Below are 17,267 nucleotides of genomic sequence, written 5' to 3' on the forward strand. Positions count from 1 at the left end.
CAAAAACCAGACGTTGCCGTCGCTAATCAGTCAAACGGGGCGACCTTGGTCGCCCCGTTCGGGTAGTGCACTGGCTTAGTCCTGCGGCGCCTCTTCGGTGCCTGCGGCGTCTTCGCCAGCCGTGTCCAGCGCGTCGTTGTCGACGCCCTCCTCGTCCGCCTCGACGATGTCGTCGAGCTCGTCCTCGGACGGTTCCTGGATACGCTCCAGCCCCACCAGCGTCTCGTCGCTGGCCAGTTTGATCAGCGTCACACCCTGGGTGTTACGGCTCAGACTGGAGACCTCGCCAACCCGTGTACGCACCAGGGTACCCTGGTCGGAAATCAACATGATCTCCTCGCCTTCCTGAACCTGGATGGCACCGATCAGCAAACCGTTGCGCCCCTTGGTGCCCATGGCGATCACACCTTGCCCACCACGACCACGACGCGGGAACTTGGACAGCGGAGTACGCTTGCCGAAGCCACGCTCGGAGGCGGTGAGAATCTGTGCGCCGGACTCGGGGATCAGCATGGAAATCACTTCCTGCCCCTTGCCCAGCCTCATGCCACGCACACCGCGCGCAGTACGACCCATCTCGCGAACCACGCTCTCGGCGAAGCGAATCACCTTGCCGGCGTTGGAGAACATCATGACTTCCTTCGCGCCATCGGTGATGGCAGCAGCGATCAGGGTGTCACCTTCCTTCAGCTTGAGCGCGATCAGGCCGTTGGAGCGCGGGCGAGCGAACTGCACCAGCGGGGTCTTCTTGACGGTACCGGAAGCGGTCGCCATGAAGATGTAGGCGCCGGTTGGCTCGGCAACCAATTCCGGCGTGTCGCCGTCTTCTTCGTCGACCTCTTCCGGCTCGATCACCTCGCCCTCGAGCACCGCGTCTTCCGCCTCGTCGATCTCTTCGTCGAGGTCGGCGCTCTGCTGCAGGGCTTCGAGATCGATCTGCAGCATCGCGGTGATGCGCTCGCCGTCTTCCAGCGGCAGCAGGTTGACCATAGGGCGCCCACGCGCGGCGCGCGAGGCTTCAGGGATGTCGTAGGTCTTGAGCCAGTACACCTTGCCCTTGCTGGAGAACAGCAGCAGCGTGGCGTGGCTGTTGGCGACCAGCAGGTGTTCGATGTAGTCCTCGTCCTTCACGCCGGTGGCCGACTTGCCCTTGCCGCCACGGCGCTGGGCCTGGTAAGCGGACAACGGTTGGGTCTTGGCATATCCACCATGGGAGATGGTCACCACACGCTCTTCTTCGGGGATCATGTCGCCGTAGTTGAGGTCGTGACGGGCATCGAGGATCTGGGTACGACGGGCATCGCCGTACTCGGCGCGGATCGCTTCGAGCTCTTCGCGGATCACTTCCATCAGGCGCTGGGCGCTGTTGAGGATGCGGATCAACTCGCCGATCTGCTCGAGGATCTCCTGGTACTCGGCCAGCAGCTTCTCGTGCTCCAGGCCAGTCAGACGGTGCAGACGCAGGTCGAGAATGGCCTGGGCCTGTTCAGGCGACAGCCAGTACTTGCCATCACGCAGGCCATACTGCTCCGGCAGGTCTTCCGGACGGCAGGAGTCGGCGCCGGCGCGCTCGACCATGACCTGCACGGCACTGGATTCCCACGGCGTGCCGATCAGGGCTTCCTTGGCTTCCGACGGCGTCGGCGAGGCCTTGATCAGGGCAATGACCGGATCGATGTTGGACAGCGCGACGGCCTGACCTTCGAGGATGTGCCCACGCTCGCGCGCCTTGCGCAATTCGAACACGGTGCGACGGGTGACCACTTCGCGACGGTGACGAACGAAGGCCTCGAGCAGGTCTTTCAGGTTCAGCAACCGAGGACGACCGTCGATCAGCGCGACGACGTTGATACCGAACACGCTCTGCAGCTGGGTCTGCTGATAGAGGTTGTTGAGCACCACCTCCGGCACCTCGCCGCGACGCAGCTCGATGACGATGCGCATGCCGTCCTTGTCGGACTCGTCGCGCAGCTCGGTGATGCCTTCGATCTTCTTCTCTTTGACCAGCTCGGCGATCTTTTCGATCAGACGCGCCTTGTTCAGCTGGTACGGCAGCTCGGTGACGACGATCTGCTGACGGCCACCGACCTTGTCGATGTCTTCGATCTCGGAACGGGCACGCATGTAGATGCGGCCACGACCGGTACGATAGGCCTCGATGATGCCCTGGCGACCGTTGATGATGCCGGCAGTCGGGAAGTCCGGGCCTGGGATGAACTGCATCAGCTCATCGACGGTGACCTCGGGGTTGTCGATCAGCGCCAGGCAGCCATCGATGACCTCGCCCAGGTTGTGCGGCGGAATGTTGGTCGCCATGCCCACGGCAATACCGCTGGAGCCGTTGACCAGCAAGTTGGGGATCTTGGTCGGCATGACAGCCGGGATCTGCTCGGTGCCGTCGTAGTTGGGCACCCAGTCGACCGTTTCCTTGTGCAGGTCGGCCAGCAGCTCGTGAGCCAGCTTGGTCATGCGCACTTCGGTGTATCGCATGGCCGCGGCGTTGTCGCCGTCCACCGAACCGAAGTTGCCTTGGCCATCGACCAGCAGATAGCGCAGCGAGAACGGCTGCGCCATGCGCACGATGGTGTCGTACACAGCGGTATCGCCGTGCGGGTGGTATTTACCGATGACGTCACCGACCACACGGGCGGACTTCTTGTACGGCTTGTTCCAGTCGTTGCCCAGCTCGCTCATCGCGTACAGGACGCGGCGATGCACAGGCTTCAAGCCGTCACGCGCATCGGGCAGCGCTCGCCCGACAATCACGCTCATCGCGTAGTCGAGGTAGGACTGTCTCAGTTCGTCTTCGATATTGACCGGGAGGATTTCTTTGGCCAGTTCGCCCATGAGAAGCCTGATTCCTTTTTCTGGTGAAACTTCGCCATATCCATCGGTGGACGAACGAAGCTCGTCGCCGCAGCGTTCGACAGTGCGACGACATACGACAAATCAATGAGTTGTGCCCAGGATCTGCGCAATGAAGGCCGCGGAAAAGAGCGGCCTTGGAAACTGTCGGATGGTATCACAAAGGGTTGGCGGGTGGGAGATGGGGCAGGATGCCACTGAAGCGGAAAGTCCCGACCGCCATCCCCCTCGCGAAAACACTCAATGCAAGCGCTTGCGACACATCAACTGGGCGATTTTTGCAGCGTCCGGGCGCTCGACAATACCCTTTTCGGTCACGATCACATCGATCAGATCCGCAGGGGTCACATCGAAAACGGTATTGAACACCTCGACATCCGCAGCGACCCGCTTCCCGGCCACGTCCAGCAACTCGTCTGCCTCGCGCTCTTCGAGAGGGATGTCATCACCGCTGGCGAGGTTGAGGTCAATGCTGGTACTCGACGCCACCACCATGAAACGTACGCCGTGGTGCATGGCAGAGACCGCCAGCTGGTATGTGCCGATCTTGCTCGCCATGTCGCCATTGGCCGCGATGCAATCGGCACCGACCACAACCCAGGTGATGCCCTTGGTCTTCATCAGGTGCGCCAGCGCCGAGTCTGCACACAACGTGACCGGTATCCCCTCATGGGACAGCTCCCAGGCCGTCAGGCGCGATCCGTGCAACCAGGGGCGGGTTTCAGCGGCATAGACGCGCTCGACCATGCCCTCCAGATAGGCGGCGTGGATCACCCCCAACGCAGTGCCGAAACCACCGCTGGCCAACGCACCGGCATTGCCGTAGGTCAGCAAGGTCTGCTCGCTGCCCTGGTGGCGACGGATCTGCTCGATACCGCTCTGCGCCATGGTCAGGTTGGCTTCGCGATCGCTGTCGTGGATCGCCACAGCTTCAGCCTCCATGGCTGCGAGCACGTCCTCGTCGGGGCGCAACCGCTGCAGGCGCTCGCGCATGCGGTTGAGCGCCCAGAACAGGTTGGCAGCAGTCGGGCGCGCCTCGGCCAGTTCGAGAAAGTCCTCTTCCAGCGCCTGCTCCCAGTCATCGTCCTCGGCCAGGCGCTGACGCAGCGCAAGCACCAGCCCATAGGCAGCACTGATGCCTATGGCAGCCGCACCGCGCACCGCCATGCCGCGGATCGCCTGGACCACGGCTGCCACATCGGCGCAGGTCAGCCAGTGCTCGCGGGTCGGCAGCAGACGCTGGTCGAGCAGATGCAGGGTGCCATCACGCCACTGGATGCTGGTCACCTTCTCCGCCGCCAAAAGTCGCTCGCGCATCGCCTCTCCCCGCAATTCACTGATCAAAAGCGGACGATTATAGCGAGCCTCGGGCGCAGGCGCTCGGGTATACTGCGCGTTCCATTTAACGGAACCCGGTAGCCTGCCTATGCTTTCAGCCTCTTCGCCGCTCGACCTGCTGCTCGCACCCCGCTGGCTGGTGCCCGTGGAGCCGGCCAGCGTGGCGCTCGAAGGGCACGCCCTGGGTATCCGGGACGGGCTGATTGCCTGGATCGGCCCCCGCGAGCGGGCACCACAGGCACGCGAGGTGCGCGAGCTGCCCGACTGCGTGCTCACTCCGGGGCTGGTCAACGCCCACGGGCACGCCGCCATGACCCTGTTCCGCGGCCTGGCCGACGACCTGCCGCTGATGACCTGGCTGCAGGAGCACATCTGGCCGGCCGAGGGACGCTGGGTCGACGAAGCCTTCGTGCGCGACGGCACCGACCTGGCGATCGCCGAGCAGCTCAAGGGTGGCATCACCTGCTTTGCCGACATGTACTTTTTCCCCCGCGAAGCCTGTGACCGCGTGCACCGCAGCGGCATCCGCGCCCAGGTGGCCGTGCCGTTGCTGGACTTCCCCATCCCCGGTGCGCGCACCACCGACGAGGCCCTGCACCTGGCCATCGAGCTGTTCGGCGACCTGCGCCATCACCCACGCATCAGTATCGCCCTCGGCCCCCATGCCCCGTATACAGTCAATGACGAGAATCTGGAGAAGATCCGGGTCATCGCCGACCAGCTCGACGCGCCGCTGCACATGCACATCCACGAGACCGCCGGCGAGGTCGAGCGGGCCGTGGCCGAGCACGGCGAACGCCCCCTGGCACGCCTGGCGCGCCTCGGCCTGCTGGGTCCGCGCCTGCAAGCCGTGCACATGACCCAGATCAGCGACGACGACCTTGCCCTGTTGGTAGAAAGCAACACCAGCGTGGTGCACTGTCCGGAATCCAACCTCAAGCTGGCCAGCGGCTTCTGCCCGGTCGAACGCTTGTGGCAGGCCGGGGTCAACGTTGCCGTGGGCACCGACGGTGCCGCCAGCAACAACGACCTCGACCTGCTTGGCGAAACCCGGACCGCAGCATTGCTGGCCAAGGCCGTCGCAGGTTCGGCCACGGCCCTGGACGCCCACCGCGCCCTGCGCATGGCCACGCTCAACGGCGCCCGCGCCCTGGGGCTGGAAGCAAGCATCGGCTCGCTGGAGGTGGGCAAGGCCGCGGACATCACCGCCTTCGACCTCTCGGGCCTGGCCCAGCAACCGGTGCATGACCCGGTTTCGCAACTGATCTACGCCACCGGCCGCGACTGCGTGCGCCACGTCTGGGTCGCGGGCCACCACCTGCTCGACGACAGGCGCCTGACCCAGATGGACGAAGCCGCACTGATCGACACCGCCCGCACCTGGGGAGCGCGCATTCGCGCTGGCAAAGAATGACCGGCCGGCAGCTGCGGCTGCCGCCTGAGACACCTTTTATCGAAGTTTTCAGAGGATCTGTTCAATGAGCAACGTCGACCGCGCCGAAATCGCCAAGTTCGAGGCCCTGGCTCACCGCTGGTGGGACCGCGAGAGCGAGTTCAAGCCCCTGCACGAGATCAACCCGCTGCGGGTCAACTGGATCGACGAGCGCGCCAGCCTCGCCGGCAAGAAGGTACTGGACGTCGGCTGCGGCGGCGGCATCCTCAGCGAGGCAATGGCCCAGCGCGGCGCCACCGTGACCGGTATCGACATGGGCGAAGCACCACTGGCCGTGGCGCGCCTGCACCAGCTGGAATCGGGGGTTGAGGTCGAGTACCGGCAAATCACCGCCGAAGCGCTCGCAGAAGAGCTGCCTGGCCAGTTCGACGTGGTCACCTGCCTGGAAATGCTCGAACACGTGCCCGACCCCTCCTCGGTGATCCGCGCCTGCCATCGCCTGGTCAAGCCCGGCGGCCAGGTGTTCTTCTCCACCATCAACCGCAACCCCAAAGCCTACCTGCTGGCGATCATCGGCGCCGAGTACATCCTCAAGATGCTGCCGCGCGGCACCCATGACTTCAAGAAATTCATCCGGCCATCGGAGCTCGGCGCCTGGAGCCGTGTTGCCGGCCTCGAAGTGAAGGACATCATCGGCCTCACCTACAATCCGCTGACCAAGCACTACAAGCTGGCCAGCGACGTCGATGTCAACTACATGATCCAGACCCTGCGCGAGGAATGAGCATGCGCCTGCGAGCAGTACTCTTCGACATGGACGGTACCCTGCTGGACACCGCGCCAGACTTCATCGCCATCTGCCAGGCCATGCTCGCAGAACGCGGACTGCCGGCGGTGGACGACCAGTTGATCCGCGGCGTGATCTCCGGCGGCGCCCGGGCCATGGTCGCCGCCACTTTCGCCATGAGCCCTGACGCCGAAGGCTTCGAAGCCCTGCGCCTGGAGTTTCTCGAGCGCTACCAGCGTGACTGCGCGGTGCACAGCAAGCTGTTCGAGGGCATGGCCGAACTGCTGGACGACATCGAGAAAGGCAACCTGCTGTGGGGCGTGGTCACCAACAAGCCGGTACGCTTCGCCGAGCCGATCATGCAGCAGCTTGGCCTGGCCGAGCGCTCGGCGCTGCTGATCTGCCCCGATCACGTGAAGAACAGCAAGCCCGACCCCGAGCCGCTGATCCTCGCCTGCAAGACGCTTGACCTGGACCCAGCCAGCGTACTGTTCGTCGGCGACGATCTGCGTGATATCGAATCCGGCCGCGATGCCGGCACCCGCACCGCAGCCGTGCGCTACGGCTATATTCATCCAGAGGACAACCCCAACAACTGGGGCGCCGACGTGGTGGTGGACCACCCGCTGGACCTGCGCAAGGTGATCGACAGTGCGTTGTGCGGCTGCTGAGCTGTAAGGGCTGGCAGCACACACAGGGATAAAAACAGGGAATTCTCAATGTTCGACTACATCGCCCGCCCCGACCTGCTCAAGGGTCGGGTCATTCTTGTCACCGGCGCTGGCCGCGGCATCGGCGCTGCCGCCGCCAAGGCCTATGCAGCACTGGGGGCCACCGTGCTGCTGCTGGGCAAGACCGAGGCCAACCTCAACGAGGTCTACGACCAGATCGAGGCCGCCGGCCACCCACAACCTGTGGTGGTTCCGTTCAACCTGGAAACCGCCCTGCCCCATCAGTACGACGAACTGGCGGTGATGGTCGAAGAACAGTTCGGGCGCCTCGACGGCCTGCTCAACAACGCGTCGATCATCGGCCCGCGTACGCCGCTGGAGCAGTTGTCGGGCGACAATTTCATGCGTGTGATGCACATCAACGTCAACGCGACCTTCATGCTGACCAGCACACTGCTGCCGCTGCTCAAGTTGTCCGAGGACGCCTCGGTGGTGTTCACCTCGTCCAGCGTGGGGCGCAAGGGCCGGGCCTACTGGGGCGCTTATGGCGTGTCGAAGTTCGCCACCGAAGGCCTGATGCAGACCCTGGCCGACGAACTGGAAGGCGTGGCGCCGGTGCGCGCCAACAGCATCAACCCGGGTGCCACGCGCACGGCGATGCGGGCGCTGGCCTATCCCAGCGAGAACCCGCAGGACAATCCGTTGCCCGAAGACATCATGCCGGTGTACCTGTACCTGATGGGCCCTGACAGCAGCGGCGTGAACGGACAAGCGTTCAACGCCCAATAAACGCCGGCAACTGCACCGGCCTCATCTCTGCAAGCGCGCGATGAGGCCGGGCACCTGATCAGCCCGCCGCCAACACCGGCTTGCTGAAGGTCTGACGCTGCACAGGCTCCATTGCCAGGCAACGCTCCAGGAACAGGTACATGCAGTCGTAGCTCTTGCAGATTGCCTTGCGCAGTTGCGCCTGCAATTCCTCGGAAGGGTTCTCGCCCACCAGCGTGCAGATGATCTCCAATGCCTCCCATGGGTGAGCATCATCGTACTCGGCGTGCAGATCCAGCCACCTCATGGCCGCCTTGGACTCCTTGTCACCTTGCTGGATGAAGGCCTGCGCGTAGTCCGTGTCGGGATAGACCTTTGCCGACCACTCTCCCGTCGCCCCTTCGATTGCATAGTTGGTCGCGGCCATCGCAATGGCCAGGGACTCGGTCGCACAGACGCGCCAGCACCAATCATTCAAGCCGTTCAGCTCAGGCGGAACATCCTGGGCCTGCAAGTCCTTCAAGGTAATGTCGTGCGCCTTGCACCATTTGACCCAATGGTCGGCATGATTGAGTTCGACACGGATATTGCGTATCAACCAACGCCGCGCCATATCTTCGCCCTGGCTTCGGCCGTAGCGGGTCTTGGTGAGGTTGTGGGCCATGTACAGCGAGAACTGTTCGACCACCGGCCAGCCACCGATCAAGTACTGGCGAATGGTCTTCTTGCTCAGTTTGCCGTCGCTCAGCCGCTGGTAGATCTCATGCTCGACCACCCTGCGCTTGCTCTCGGCGCAATCATCGATCATTTTCTGCGCCCAGTCGGGATAGCTCTTGGCGTCCATCAATGGACCGATCCGAACGAATGCTTCAATCACTGTCAGCTCCTTGATTCCCTGTGATTTCCCGGACGGCTACTGGTATCAGCGGAAGGTCCCTGGCGCCCGGTGCAACAGGGGCCTTACTGCAATCCGTTGTCGCTGAAGGCTGCCACAGGTGAACACCTGCGGCCGCTCGATCAGATAACCCTGCGCGAAATCCACGCCGATCTCCTGCAGCGCCTGCTCGATCAACGGCGTTTCGACGAATTCGGCGATGGTGCGCTTACCCATGACATGGCCGATATGGTTGATCACCTCCACCATAGCCCTGTTAATGGGATCGTCGAGCATATCTTTGACGAAACTTCCGTCGATCTTCAGGAAGTCTACGGGTAAATGCTTCAAATAGGCGAATGACGACATCCCGGCGCAGAAATCGTCGAGGGAGAACTTGCAGCCCAAGCCTTTCAATTCGTTGATGAAGCGAATAGCACTTCCCAAATTGGCGATTGCGCTGGTCTCGGTTATTTCGAAACAAATCATGTGCGGAGGAATCTGGTACTCGGCGAACGATCGCTGCAAGTACTCCAGAAACTTGTCGTCGCCAATGCTGCTACCCGACAGATTGATCGCGCACATCGCCAGCGGCCGACTGCAACCTTCATCCAGCGCCTGACGAATCACCTGAAACACATTGCGCACCACCCAGCGATCGAGTGCGGTCATCAGGCCGTAGCGTTCGGCAGCAGGGATGAAGCTGTCAGGCAGCACGGTCCGGCCGCTCTCGTCATGCAGGCGCAGAAGAATCTCTATGTGCCCGGCGCCCATGTCGGGCTTGAGCGGGGCGATTTCCTGGGCATACAAGCAGAAGCGGTTTTCCTCGAGCGCGACATGCAGGCGCTGGATCCAGGCCATCTCGCCAAAGCGCATCGACAACTCGCTGTCGTCGGCATGGTAGACCTGCACACGGTTGCGACCCTTCTCCTTGGCCATGTAGCAAGCCATGTCGGCTGCCCGCAGCGAGGCCTCGAGGGTGCCGGGCGACTGGGCAATGTGTACCAGGCCAATACTGACGGTGGTGACGAAGGGTCGTCCCTTCCAGACGAAATGCAGGCTCTGCACGGTCTGGCGCAAGTGCTCGGCAATCCGCTCGGCCTGGTCGGGTGGGCAGTTTTCCAGCAACACGCCGAATTCATCACCGCCCAGCCGGGCCAGGGTGTCACCTTCGCGCAGGCCTGCCTGCAGCACGGCGCAGATATGGCGCAGCAACTCATCGCCCGCAGCGTGTCCGCAGGTATCGTTGACCAGCTTGAACTGGTCAAGGTCGAGAAACATCAGCGAATGGCGCCCCGACTGACGGACCAAGGTGTTGAGCGCCTGCTCCAGGCGATACTCGAACTCGCGGCGGTTGGCCAGGCCCGTCAGGGCATCGTGAGTCGCCTGCCAGGACAGGTTGGCGATGTACTGTCGCTCCTGCGTCATGTCATGCAAGGCCAGCACGATACCGCTGATCTGGCCGTCGGTGTGGATCGGCGATCCAACCAGGTTGACCGATACCGTACTGCCATCCAGGCGCTGGATCAGCCGGGCATGCTCGGCGCCGCCCTTGAGGCTGCCGCTGAGTACCTGCTCGACCAGGGTCAGGCTGTCCCGCTCGGCATTCTCATCGAGCAGGCTGAACAGCGCCGCCAGCGGCAAGCCATGGGCCTGGGAGGCCTGCCAGTGGGTCAACTGCTCCGCGGCAGGGTTCATGTAGACGATGCACCCCTCGACATCGGTGGTGATCACCGCATCGCCAATCGATTCAAGGGTGGTCTGTGCCCGCTCACGCTCCACCTGCAAAGCGCTGGCAAACGCCTGGCGCTGGGACAGCAACCGTGCAGAACGGCGCCAGGCCAGCGCGATGAGAAACAACGCCGTGAGCAGATTGGTGACCATCAACACCCGCAGCAGCACCCGCGAGCCTTCACCCAATGCATCGCTGAATGCCTTGGCGGCCGGCGTCACGCCCTCGTTGATCGAGACGATACGCGCTTTCCAGTCCGCCACCTCGCGTTCAGTGGCCACCCCCTGGACGAAGGCCTCGCGCATTTGCTGGGCCAGGCCGTCCAGTTGCCGCAGGTAGTCGTCGCCGGTGTTCCAGTAGCCGATGGCGTTCTGCATGTAACTGATCTGGCGAAAATTGCGGTAGAACCAGATGATCCGATTGACGTCGTCCGGATGGTTACCACCCTGCAAGATCCCGCGCCGCGCCGCCTCCAGGTCCGGGACAGGCTGATCGAGAGCCACCCGTAGCTCACGGTCGCCCTGGGGTATGGCAATGGCCTGGCGATAACGCTCGAAGATGCGTTCGTCCTGGCTTTCGGCATACAGATTGAGGTAATAGATGGCGTCTTTCTGTGCCTTGGACCACAGGCTTTCGCCGGCCACGTACGCACGCATGGCCGAAAGCGAATAAAGACTGAGGCTGCCCAACAGCACCTGGAAAACCACCACTGCGACGAAGGGCCAGATGATTCCCAGCAACCTTGGCGCCTCGAGAGTCCGATTTCCCTTCATGTAGTCCCTGTCTCAGAGCGGATATGGCACGAATCGACCCAGACAAGCACAGCGTAGGCCATTTGCCATAACTGCGCGGAGCTTTTTGTCGCAGCCACTGCACCTATTGATGCACCGCCCGATCAGGACTGTTGCAGGTGCCCATACAGCTTGGCGTACAACCCGCCTTCGGCGATGAGCTGCTGGTGGCCGCCGTCTTCGGCCACATGACCGCCGTCGAATACCAGAACCCGATCAGCCTGTTTCACCGCGGACAGGCGATGGGCAATGATCAGAGTGGTGCGGCCGCTGAGGAAGCGCGCCAGGGCCTGATGGAGGTTGTATTCGGTGGCCGCATCGAGGGCCGAGGTAGCCTCGTCGAGGATCACCACCTTCGGCTCGGCCAGTACCATCCGGGCAATCGCCAGGCGTTGACGCTGGCCCCCGGACAGGCGTACACCAGAGCGCCCGACCACACTGTCCAATCCCTGCGGCAGCGCGGCGATGGTGGCATCGAGCTGGGCGATGCGCAGCGCCTGCCAACAGGCGTCGTCACTGCACTCGCGGCCCATGGTCAGGTTGGCGCGCACACTGTCGTTGAACAACGATGGATGCTGCAGCACCACCGCGACATGTTCGCGCAGGGTCTCCAGGCCGATCTCCTGAAGGCTGGCACCGCCAAAGCGAATGGTCCCGGCCTGGGCGCTGTACAACCCCAGCAGCAGCTGAACCAGCGTGCTCTTGCCGCCGCCGCTGGCACCGACGATAGCCACCTTCTCGCCCGGAGCGATGGACAGGTCCAGGTGATCGAGCACCGGCTCATCGGCATAGGCGAAGCGCAGCTCGCGCACCTCGATACCCACCGTCGCGTGCCCAGCGAACGGATCACAGGCGGCCGGATACTGCGGTTCGTCCTCCCGCGACAGCAACTCGTTGAGCCGGCTCAGCGCACCACCGGCCGCGTAGTAGGCGTACTGCAGGTTGAGCAACTGCTCCACCGGGCCGATCATGAACCACAGGTAACTGAACACAGCCAGCATCTGCCCGATCGACAGGTCGGAGAACAACACCGTGAGCATCGCCGCAGCGCGGAAAATGTCGATGCCGAACTGGAACAGCAGACCGCTGGCCCGACCACTGGCGTCGCTCTTCCACTGCGAGGCCACCGCATAGTCACGCACTTCCCGGGCACGTACTCCAAGGCGCCCGAGGAAATAGCCCTGGCGGTTGCTTGCGCGGATTTCCTGGATGGCGTCGAGGGTCTCGCTCAGCGCCTGGGTAAAACGCCCGGTACTGTCGTTCTCGAGCTTCTTCAGGTGCTTGACCCGCTTGCCCAACTGCACGGTGAAATAGATCACCAACGGGTTGAACAGCAGGATCAGCAGCGCCAGCTTCCAGTGCATCCAGATCAGGATCGCCGCAGTGCCGGTAAGCGTCAGCATGGCCACCAGGAAGCGGCTGAGCGTTTCACCGACGAACTTGTCCAGGGTGTCCAGGTCGGTGACCAGATGCGTAGTGACCGTGCCACTGCCCAGGCTTTCATACTCCTTGAGCGAGATCCGCTTGAGCCGCTCGATCAGGCGGATTCGCAAGCGGTACACGATATCCTTGGCCAGCCCGGCGAACTGCCTGGCCTGGATCACACCGAAGGCCAGCGAGGCCAGGCGCAGGCTGAGGGTCGCAACCAGCATCAAGCCGATATAACCGGCTGCCACCTGCCATTGGCTCGGCAGGAACTGGTTCATCCATTTCAAGGCAGCGTCGCCATGGCCCAGCAGCACTTCATCGACCAGCAAGGGCAGCAGCAAGGGAATCGGCACGCTGCAGAGGGCGGCAAGCACGGCAACCAGGTTGGCAGTCCACAAGGCCTTCTTGTGGTGCAGCGCCAGGCGGCGGATTTCCGCCCAGCTCAGACGATCGTGCGCAACGGGGGGCTTCCCCGGCACAGGGTCGCTAGACCCTGACAGATCAAGCACAGGCAGCCTGCTGCAGCCAGCGGCCCAGCAACGGCTGCAGGCGATCGAGCGGCTGATAGCCGTTGGTCAGCAAGGCCAGTTGACCATTGCGCTCGGCCAGCAGGGTCGGGAAGCCGGCGATACCCAGGTCCTGAACCCAGGCAAAGTCGGCTGTCGTGGTCGTGCGGGTCTCGACGCTTGCGAACGCTGCAGAAAACCGTTCGCGGTCGAAGCCTGCCTGCTCGGCCAGGTCCACCAGTTGCGGGGCACGGGTGACATCCAGGCCCTGTTCGTAGAACGCGCCCTGGATCAGCTTGAGCAGCGCCCAACCGCGCTCGGCATCGAGATCACGCGCCGTGACCAAGGCGCGGCAGGCCGGCTCGGTGTCATAGACGAAACCGTCAGGCATGGCGCCCTCGAAGCGAAACGCTTGACCGGTGGCCTCGGCGACCGCCTGCCAATGCTCGAGGATGTACTTGCGCGTCGAGCTATCCAACGCGCTGCTACCGCTGCGCAGGCCACCCACCACCAGGCGCGTCGGCACACCGGCATCCCGCGCCTGGGCGATCAACGCCTCGGCCACGGGAGCGAAGCCCCAGCACCAGGAACACATCGGGTCCATCACATAGAGCAGGCGTGCAGTCATGCATCAGGCCTCGGCTTTGTAGTTGTAACCGATCGGGTGCGGCAAGTTGCGCGCCTTGGCCAGCTCGATCTGCTTCTGGCGGTCGATGGCGCTGCGCCGGGTCTTCTCGCTCAGGGTGTCCCAGCAATGCGGGCAGCTCACCCCGGGCGAATAATGCTCGGACGCACGGTCATCCGCATTGATCGGATGGCGGCAGGCATGGCACTGGTCGTACTCGCCCTCGGACAGGTCGTGACGCACCGTGACCCGGTTGTCGAAGACGAAGCAGTCGCCGTCCCAGAGGCTTTCTTCCTGAGGCACTTCCTCGAAGTATTTCAGGACCCCACCCTTAAGATGATAGACCTCCTCGAAGCCTTCACCGAGCATGTAGCTGGACGCTTTTTCACAGCGAATGCCGCCGGTGCAGAACATCGCGACCTTCTTGTGTCTGCTCGGGTCGAAGTTGGCCTTGATGTAGTCGGGAAACTCGCGGAAGGTCTCGGTCTTCGGATCGATGGCGCCCTTGAAGGTGCCGATGGCCACTTCATAGTCATTGCGGGTGTCGATCAGCAGCACTTCGGGGTCGCTGATCAGCGCGTTCCAGTCCTTGGGTTCGACATAGGTGCCGACCTGCTTGTTGGGGTCGACGCCCGGCACGCCGAGGGTGACGATCTCTTTCTTGAGCTTGACCTTGGTGCGGTAGAACGGCTGCTCATCGCAGTACGACTCTTTATGGTCGACATCCGCCAGGCGCGGGTCGTTGCGCAGCCAGGCCAGCAGGCCGTCGATACCTTCACGGGTACCGGAGACCGTGCCATTGATACCCTCGAGCGCCAGCAGCAAAGTGCCTTTGACGTCATTGTCCTGCAGGGTTTTCAACAATGGTTCACGCAGGTCGAGGTAGTCCTCGAGGGTGACGAACTTATAGAGCGCCGCCACGACGATCGGTTGGGACATGAATCTGTATCTCCAGGTGGTTGCCCTCGTAAGGGGCGGACCGGGTTTGACAAAAAACACGGGGGCCGCAAAGCGGCCCCCGGATGAAGCGGATTCTACCAGAACGACGGACAGGTTTCAGTGCCCGCCGCCGGCACACACCGGCGAGGCCGGCGCCGCCCCTACCTGCGCCCATTCTTCGGGCGTGTAGGTGTGGATGGCCAGGGCATGAATCTCGCCCATCAGCTCGCCCATGGTGGCGTAGACCTTCTGGTGACGCTTGACGCTGTTCAGGCCGGCGAACTGTTCGCTGACCAGCACCGCCTTGTAGTGCGTCTCCTGCCCACGACTGTGCATGTGGCTTTCATTCAGCACCTGCAGGTGCTGATCGCCAAGCGCTGCCAGTTGCTGCTCGATGCGTTGTTGCATGCTCATCGATTCAGGCTCACTTCTTCGCCGGAGCGGCGGCCTTGCCAGCGTTCGGGTCCAGCTCCTTGGTCATGTCGTCCAGCAGCTTGTTCACCACCGGCACTGCAGGCTCCAGGCTCTGCTGGGTCAGCTGGGCCGACTGCTGGGTGACCTTGGGCATTTCGCGCAGGACTTTCTTGCCCAGCGGCGACTCGTAGAACTTGACCAGGTCGTTGAGCTCCTGCTCGGTGAAGGTCGCGGTGTACAGGTTGACCATCTGCGGCTTGAGCTTCTTCCAGCCAATGGCATTGTCCAGGGCGGCGTTGGCCTTGGCCTGGTAGCTGTCGAGCACGGATTTCTTCGCGGCCGGGGCCTTGGTCTGCTCGAAGCGCTGGGCGAACATCTGCTGGACCTGCATGTACACCGGGGTGCCCAGCTTGTCGGCATTGGCCAGGGTCAGGAACTTCTCGGCGGCGGCGTTGTGGCTGGCAGTTGCGGCGAGGACCTGGCCGCTGGCACAGGCCAGGGCGACGGCGGCAAAGAGGACACGGAGGCGGGTCATTGCAATTCCTTCATGAGAGGGTGAGGCGGATACCTCAGAGTAGAGCATTCTGCGCCGCGATGGGCACTGTGCTCAAGTGGGAAGACGAGCGATTGACCGCCCGGGTGGATCAGGGCCTAAACTGCGACTTCTGACTGAACAAAGGAGTGAGCGCAGCATGAGCCGTATCGAGACAGACAGCCTGGGCCCGGTCGAAGTTCCAGAGGACGCCTACTGGGGTGCGCAAACCCAGCGCTCGCTGATCAACTTCGCCATCGGCAAGGAGCGCATGCCCCTGGCTGTCCTCCACGCCCTGGCGCTGGTCAAGAAAGCCGCGGCACGAGTCAACGACCGCAACGGCGACCTGCCAGCCGACATTGCCCGCCTGATCGAACAGGCCGCCGACGAAGTGCTCGACGGCGAACACGACGATCAGTTCCCGCTGGTGGTCTGGCAGACCGGCAGTGGCACCCAGAGCAACATGAACGTCAACGAAGTGATCGCCGGGCGCGCCAACGAACTGGCTGGCAAGGGCCGTGGCGGCAAGGTGCCGGTCCACCCGAACGATCACGTCAACCGCTCGCAGAGCTCCAACGACTGCTTCCCTACCGCCATGAGCATCGCCGCCGCCCAGGCCGTGCATGGCAAGTTGCTGCCGGCCATCGCCGAGTTGTCGTCGGGCCTGGCAGAACTGTCGGCGCGTCACTCGAATCTGGTCAAGACTGGTCGCACACACATGATGGACGCCACGCCCATCACCTTCGGCCAGGAAATCTCGGCCTTCGTTGCCCAGCTCGACTACGCACAGCGGGCAATTCGCGCCACCCTTCCGGCAGTTTGTGAACTGGCACAGGGTGGCACGGCCGTCGGCACCGGTCTCAACGCCCCACACGGCTTTGCCGAAGCCATTGCCGCTGAGCTCGCGGCGTTGTCCGGCCTGCCCTTCGTCACCGCACCGAACAAGTTCGCCGCCCTCGCCGGCCATGAGCCGCTGACCAGCCTGGCTGGCGCGCTCAAAACTCTCGCCGTGGCCCTGATGAAGATCGCCAACGACCTGCGCCTGCTGGGTTCAGGCCCGCGTGCCGGGCTTGCCGAAGTGCGCCTGCCGGCCAACGAACCAGGCAGCTCTATCATGCCGGGCAAGGTCAATCCGACCCAATGCGAAGCCCTGTCGATGCTGGCCTGTCAGGTACTGGGCAACGATGCGGCGATCGGCTTCGCGGCCAGCCAGGGGCACTTGCAGTTGAATGTGTTCAAGCCGGTGATCATCCACAACCTGCTGCAGTCGATCGAACTGTTGGCCGATGGCTGCCGCAACTTCCAGGAGCACTGCGTGGCCGGCATCGAGCCGGACGCCGAACAGATGGCCGCCCACCTGGAGCGCGGACTGATGCTGGTGACGGCGCTGAACCCGCACATCGGCTACGACAAGGCTGCGGAAATCGCCAAGAAGGCCTACAGCGAGGGCAAGACCCTGCGCGAGGCAGCGCTGGAGCTCAAGTACCTGACCAACGAGCAGTTCGATCAGTGGGTGCGCCCGGAAAACATGCTGGCACCGGGGGCCAAGGGCTGATCCTGAGCCGATAGCGGCCTCTTCGCGGGCTTGGCCGGGGACAGGCCCC

14 protein-coding genes are annotated in these 17,267 nt (G+C 63.3%); 5 read left to right on the forward strand and 9 right to left on the reverse strand.

Going from position 1 to position 17,267, the window contains the following annotated elements:
- Positions 1-75: 75 nt before the first annotated feature.
- Together gyrA and mtnA are read right to left on the reverse strand one after the other, a co-directional pair.
- Positions 76-2,847 carry a DNA gyrase subunit A gene (gene gyrA, locus IAE40_RS18495; protein ID WP_063545778.1) on the reverse strand — a complete coding sequence of 924 codons (2,772 nt, stop codon included), beginning with the start codon at positions 2,845-2,847 and terminating at the stop codon, positions 76-78.
- A gap of 258 nt (positions 2,848-3,105) precedes the next feature.
- A complete protein-coding gene (mtnA, locus tag IAE40_RS18500) occupies positions 3,106-4,182 on the reverse strand; it encodes an S-methyl-5-thioribose-1-phosphate isomerase (RefSeq protein ID WP_200603663.1) in 1,077 nt (358 codons plus the stop codon).
- 109 nt (positions 4,183-4,291) lie between these two features.
- Here mtnA and IAE40_RS18505 point away from each other — a divergent pair, with 109 nt between their 5' ends.
- The 4 genes from IAE40_RS18505 to IAE40_RS18520 all read left to right on the forward strand — a co-directional run bounded on the left by IAE40_RS18505 (position 4,292) and on the right by IAE40_RS18520 (position 7,843).
- Complete coding sequence (locus IAE40_RS18505) at positions 4,292-5,617, forward strand: TRZ/ATZ family hydrolase (protein ID WP_200603664.1); 1,326 nt, start codon at positions 4,292-4,294, stop codon at positions 5,615-5,617.
- A gap of 64 nt (positions 5,618-5,681) precedes the next feature.
- Complete coding sequence (gene ubiG, locus IAE40_RS18510) at positions 5,682-6,380, forward strand: bifunctional 2-polyprenyl-6-hydroxyphenol methylase/3-demethylubiquinol 3-O-methyltransferase UbiG (protein WP_112898930.1); 699 nt, start codon at positions 5,682-5,684, stop codon at positions 6,378-6,380.
- A 2-nt stretch (positions 6,381-6,382) separates the two neighbouring features.
- Positions 6,383-7,054, forward strand: coding sequence for an N-acetylmuramic acid 6-phosphate phosphatase MupP (gene mupP, locus IAE40_RS18515; RefSeq protein WP_125931655.1), 672 nt, complete (start codon positions 6,383-6,385; stop codon positions 7,052-7,054).
- 48 nt (positions 7,055-7,102) lie between these two features.
- A complete protein-coding gene (locus IAE40_RS18520) occupies positions 7,103-7,843 on the forward strand; it encodes a YciK family oxidoreductase (RefSeq protein ID WP_200603665.1) in 741 nt (246 codons plus the stop codon).
- 58 nt (positions 7,844-7,901) lie between these two features.
- On the opposite strand, the gene IAE40_RS18525 is transcribed toward IAE40_RS18520, so the two are convergent.
- The 7 genes from IAE40_RS18525 to IAE40_RS18555 all read right to left on the reverse strand — a co-directional run bounded on the left by IAE40_RS18525 (position 7,902) and on the right by IAE40_RS18555 (position 15,666).
- A complete protein-coding gene (locus tag IAE40_RS18525) occupies positions 7,902-8,699 on the reverse strand; it encodes a TenA family transcriptional regulator (RefSeq protein ID WP_151926277.1) in 798 nt (265 codons plus the stop codon).
- 45 nt (positions 8,700-8,744) lie between these two features.
- Positions 8,745-11,201 carry an EAL domain-containing protein gene (locus tag IAE40_RS18530; protein ID WP_197893345.1) on the reverse strand — a complete coding sequence of 819 codons (2,457 nt, stop codon included), beginning with the start codon at positions 11,199-11,201 and terminating at the stop codon, positions 8,745-8,747.
- 122 nt (positions 11,202-11,323) lie between these two features.
- The gene (locus tag IAE40_RS18535; RefSeq protein WP_197893344.1) at positions 11,324-13,156 is read right to left on the reverse strand and encodes an ABC transporter ATP-binding protein; all 1,833 of its coding nucleotides are present in this window, start codon (positions 13,154-13,156) and stop codon (positions 11,324-11,326) included.
- A complete protein-coding gene (locus IAE40_RS18540) occupies positions 13,149-13,781 on the reverse strand; it encodes a DsbA family protein (RefSeq protein ID WP_200603666.1) in 633 nt (210 codons plus the stop codon). Before IAE40_RS18540 ends, IAE40_RS18535 begins: the two co-directional genes overlap by 8 nt.
- 3 nt (positions 13,782-13,784) lie before the next feature.
- Complete coding sequence (trhO, locus tag IAE40_RS18545; RefSeq protein WP_054893867.1) at positions 13,785-14,717, reverse strand: oxygen-dependent tRNA uridine(34) hydroxylase TrhO; 933 nt, start codon at positions 14,715-14,717, stop codon at positions 13,785-13,787.
- A gap of 117 nt (positions 14,718-14,834) precedes the next feature.
- The gene (locus tag IAE40_RS18550) at positions 14,835-15,131 is read right to left on the reverse strand and encodes a BolA family protein (protein ID WP_054893866.1); all 297 of its coding nucleotides are present in this window, start codon (positions 15,129-15,131) and stop codon (positions 14,835-14,837) included.
- Between the two features lie 10 nt (positions 15,132-15,141).
- Positions 15,142-15,666: a DUF2059 domain-containing protein gene (locus IAE40_RS18555; protein ID WP_054893865.1), complete on the reverse strand. Its 525-nt coding sequence runs from the start codon at positions 15,664-15,666 to the stop codon at positions 15,142-15,144.
- Positions 15,667-15,823: 157 nt separating this feature from the next.
- On the opposite strand from IAE40_RS18555, the gene IAE40_RS18560 reads away from it, so the two are divergent.
- Positions 15,824-17,218 carry a class II fumarate hydratase gene (locus IAE40_RS18560; protein ID WP_197893343.1) on the forward strand — a complete coding sequence of 465 codons (1,395 nt, stop codon included), beginning with the start codon at positions 15,824-15,826 and terminating at the stop codon, positions 17,216-17,218.
- Positions 17,219-17,267: the final 49 nt, after the last annotated feature.

Source organism: Pseudomonas sp. S44 (genome assembly GCF_016624805.1).
Lineage (GTDB): Bacteria > Pseudomonadota > Gammaproteobacteria > Pseudomonadales > Pseudomonadaceae > Aquipseudomonas > Aquipseudomonas machongensis.

Coding starts and splice junctions, on each gene's coding strand:
- gyrA (WP_063545778.1), bottom strand. CDS start 2,847: ATGGGCGAACTGGCCAAAGAAATCCTCCCGGTCAATATCGAAGACGAA.
- mtnA (WP_200603663.1), bottom strand. CDS start 4,182: ATGCGCGAGCGACTTTTGGCGGCGGAGAAGGTGACCAGCATCCAGTGG.
- IAE40_RS18505 (WP_200603664.1), top strand. CDS start 4,292: ATGCTTTCAGCCTCTTCGCCGCTCGACCTGCTGCTCGCACCCCGCTGG.
- ubiG (WP_112898930.1), top strand. CDS start 5,682: ATGAGCAACGTCGACCGCGCCGAAATCGCCAAGTTCGAGGCCCTGGCT.
- mupP (WP_125931655.1), top strand. CDS start 6,383: ATGCGCCTGCGAGCAGTACTCTTCGACATGGACGGTACCCTGCTGGAC.
- IAE40_RS18520 (WP_200603665.1), top strand. CDS start 7,103: ATGTTCGACTACATCGCCCGCCCCGACCTGCTCAAGGGTCGGGTCATT.
- IAE40_RS18530 (WP_197893345.1), bottom strand. CDS start 11,201: ATGAAGGGAAATCGGACTCTCGAGGCGCCAAGGTTGCTGGGAATCATC.
- IAE40_RS18540 (WP_200603666.1), bottom strand. CDS start 13,781: ATGACTGCACGCCTGCTCTATGTGATGGACCCGATGTGTTCCTGGTGC.
- trhO (WP_054893867.1), bottom strand. CDS start 14,717: ATGTCCCAACCGATCGTCGTGGCGGCGCTCTATAAGTTCGTCACCCTC.
- IAE40_RS18550 (WP_054893866.1), bottom strand. CDS start 15,131: ATGAGCATGCAACAACGCATCGAGCAGCAACTGGCAGCGCTTGGCGAT.
- IAE40_RS18555 (WP_054893865.1), bottom strand. CDS start 15,666: ATGACCCGCCTCCGTGTCCTCTTTGCCGCCGTCGCCCTGGCCTGTGCC.
- IAE40_RS18560 (WP_197893343.1), top strand. CDS start 15,824: ATGAGCCGTATCGAGACAGACAGCCTGGGCCCGGTCGAAGTTCCAGAG.